The 3,346-nt window shown below is 58.6% G+C and carries 3 protein-coding genes; all 3 read left to right on the plus strand.

Annotated elements, in window-relative coordinates; all coding sequences use genetic code 11:
* Window positions 1-370: hypothetical protein (locus ACJROR_RS03600; protein WP_406545903.1), on the plus strand; the 370-nt coding region annotated here is incomplete at its 5' end.
* A gap of 335 nt (window positions 371-705) precedes the next feature.
* Window positions 706-2,775, plus strand: a complete 2,070-nt coding sequence (locus ACJROR_RS03605) for a hypothetical protein (protein WP_406545904.1) — start codon at window positions 706-708, stop codon at window positions 2,773-2,775.
* A 79-nt stretch (window positions 2,776-2,854) separates the two neighbouring features.
* Window positions 2,855-3,346, plus strand: a 492-nt coding sequence (locus ACJROR_RS03610; protein WP_406545905.1) for a hypothetical protein, incomplete at its 3' end; no start/stop codon positions are given.

Below are 3,346 nucleotides of genomic sequence, written 5' to 3' on the forward strand. Positions count from 1 at the left end.
TCTGGTTAACAGAGTTTCTCAGGCCTTCAGGGAAGCTGGCAAAAAGGGCTTTGCGGAAAAGGTCAGAAACGTCAATAAGATTATTGCCTGGCTCTGGGGGGTGGTGATTCTCTGGGTGCTTTTGCTGGTGTTCGGATTTGGCAGCCTGGTGGCCTTTATTGTCAGCATTGGCGGCAATCCCGGCGAGGAAGCGCAGCTTACGCTGTCCTTGGGGGAGATGGCATTCCGGTTTGCGCTTTCCCTTTGCGCTCTGGCATTCGGCCTGCTGAATCTCCTTATCGTCATCAGATTCTTTAAGTGCTGCTCCCTGATAATCGAGCAAATCGCAAAACTGCGTCATATCCTGAAGCAGCGCGGTTACCCCGTCTGATTTATTCCCGTATTGCTTTATTCCTGTCCGATTTTATCCCCGTCCGCAGGACTGTCCCGGAGCTCCGGCGGGGCGGGCGGGGTTATTACCGCTTATGCCGGACAGCCGGAATGCGTGACCGGATCCCCTAAAATGCCCATTTAAAATGCGGTCTCCGGCCTCTGATGCAATATAATTACACTCATGAAAATATTCCCGGCCGGGCGCTTTGCGGCCCCCCCGGGAGACTCTCCGGCAAAGCGGCATAAATTTTGCTGCAGGTTTGGCTATAGCGCCAATATATTGACCATGAAATCGGATTCATTGAAGACAGCATGCGGAAAACAGAAAGAATTATGAAGTCAGCAGTTTATCTTTCTCTTCTGGCAGTCAGCGCGGCTCTGGCCCTGGAAGGCTGCGACAGCAATGCCTCGCTGTGCCAGTCCCGCTATCAGGCCGGGAATTACGGCGATGCCCTTAAGTACTGCGGAAAGGATCATAAAAACCCGGCATCCCGTTATATCGAAGCTCTGATCCATATGGATAAGATGATTCCGGACTCCAGTCAGGAGAAGGGCCTGAAGCTCATGAAGGAGCTGGCTGCCGCCGGAGATCATCAGGCTCTCGCCAAGCTTGCGCGTTCCTATGCCGCAGGATCCTCCGGGGTGCCGCAGAACGAGGATCTGGCTCTTGATTATTACCGGCAGGATCTGGCGCATAAGGATCCCGCCGTCATGCTGGAGTTTTCTGCTCTGGCTCTCGCTAAAAACCGGCCGGAGGAGGCTCTTCCGGTGCTGGAGGAGCTCCTCCGGGGCGGCAATATGACAGCCCGGCAGCAGCTGGCCATGTATCTGGTGTCGAAGAAGGATCCCACGGAAAAGGACTACCGCCGGGCCATTGAGCTTCTGAAGCCGGCGGCGGAGGGCGGCGATGCCGATGCGGCCCATGCTCTGGGCATGATCTACCGCTTTCAGGACGCCGTCCGGGATCCGGCCCTGGCGGAAAAGTATTTCACCATGGCGGCCGAGAAGGGCAATCAGCTGGCGGCGGACATGATGCTCACCATCTCCCGGGAGCAGTATCAGGATAACAACACCCCCGAAACCCGGCAGAAGTTCCGGAAGTGGATCCGCGTCAATGCCGAACACGGCGCCCACAATGCCGAGAACCTCATGGGGCTGGACTACCTCACCGGCTTTATCGGCAGTGATATCGCCATCGACGAGGAAGAAGGGCTGAAGTGGCTTATCCGCTCCGTGGACGGAGAGAACCGAAACGGCATGTATTACCTGGCCAAGTACTATCTTCACCGCTACCACACCCCGGAGTATTTCCGGAAGGCGGCCATTCTCCTCCGGGAAGCGGCTCTTAAGGGCCAGATCGACGCGGCCCGGGATCTGGGGGAATACCTGGTGCAGGGACGCATCAGCTTTTCCGGCAGCGAGGAGGAATCCCGGGAGACCCGGGAGGAAAACCGCCGGCTGGGCTACGATTATCTTGACCGGGCTTCCCGGGCCGGAGACTACAAGGCCTCGGAACGTCTGGGGGCTCTTCTCATCAGCGGGAAGTACGGTCAGAGCGATCCCGAGAGAGGGGTGAAGATTCTGGAAAAGGCCACCTGGCAGGGCTCCCGGGTAGCTCCCTGTCTCCTCTACGAGGTGTACCGGGACGGCATGGGCTCCATTCAGAAGAACAGCAAAAAAGCAGTAGCCTATCTCTATACGGCGGTGGGGAGCGGCAACAACCGCTATAACCTGAAGGACGAGCTGGCCGTCCGCTGCTTCAGCGAGGCCGCCATCTATCTGGCCACCCTGAAGGAAACCGGCAAAATGGGCGTTTCCCGGGATGAGGATGCCGCCCTGAGTCTTCTTAATGACGCCTGCCGGGTGAACGAGAACCGGGCCTGCTACCGCCTGGGCGAGCACTATCTCAATGCCCCGGAGCCGGATTATTCCCGGGCGTACGGCTATTTTGCGAAAGCGGCCGCCCGGGGCATGCCCGAGGCGTTTAACACTCTGGGCAACATGTCCTACGAGGGCAAAATCCCCCAGGAGGACGGCGGAAATAAGTCCAACGTGCAGGCAGCCATGAGGTTTTATGCCCGGGCCGCCGCCAAAAAGTACTACCGGGCCATGGAGAACATGGCCAGACTCTACGAGGACGGCGGCATGTTCCGGGAGGCTTATCAGTGGTATGCCGCGGCCGAGACCTGCGGTTCCTCATCCCGGAAGGGGGAGAGTCTTCTGGCAAAGCTGTCCCCGGAGGAACGAAGCATTGCGAAGCAGGAGCTCGGGGAATTTCTGAAGGCCCGCGGCTGCACCGGGGAGGAACCGGAGCCGGAGACTGTCAGCATGGTATCCCGCACGGCGGATGCGGCCCCGGGATCCGAGATGCGGCTCTACGACAGCAAAAAGGGGCGGCAGTAAAAATTATTCAGGTTCCGGGCGGAAGCCGGGGACAGACGGAATTTCACGGTGATCGCACCATCTCTCAGAGGTAATTAACATGAAGCTTGGCACATCTTTTGTCTGCGGCTCATTGGCTGCTTTATCGGTTTTCGGAATGAGCGCGGCCGCGGATCCGGGGGCGGGGGATCAGACGTTTGCTATGGGCGGAACGGATTTTCAGGTATGGACCGGCTACAGCTTCGCTCCCGCAGCGGCCGGATCCGAGCTTCCTGACGGCGCTCTGGGCTTCTGGGGCAATGGCAGCGTGGCCTATCAGGCGGATAATCCTGCTCCGGAGCCCGCCGGCGGCATTGCCTTTGTCCGGGCCGAAAAGAGCGTCTTCGGCGGCGTCCTTAAAAATGTCATCTATGTGAGATGCCGTACCCAGGAAAGCTGTCTCCCCGCCGGGCTTCAGGATCGCGCCGAGAGAATGTCCCGGAAGGGCTACCGCATCACCGTGGCTGATTTTGCCACATGGCAGGAGACTGCCAGAATGCTGAGCTCCGCCCCCGGCATCAAGGAGTGGAGCCCCGACATTGATTACAATGTC

This window comes from Succinimonas sp., from assembly GCF_045225735.1.
GTDB lineage: Bacteria > Pseudomonadota > Gammaproteobacteria > Enterobacterales > Succinivibrionaceae > Succinimonas.

What these genes read in the sequence shown, in the direction of transcription:
- ACJROR_RS03605 (WP_406545904.1), top strand. Translation starts at nt 706, where the DNA reads ATGAAGTCAGCAGTTTATCTTTCTCTTCTGGCAGTCAGCGCGGCTCTG.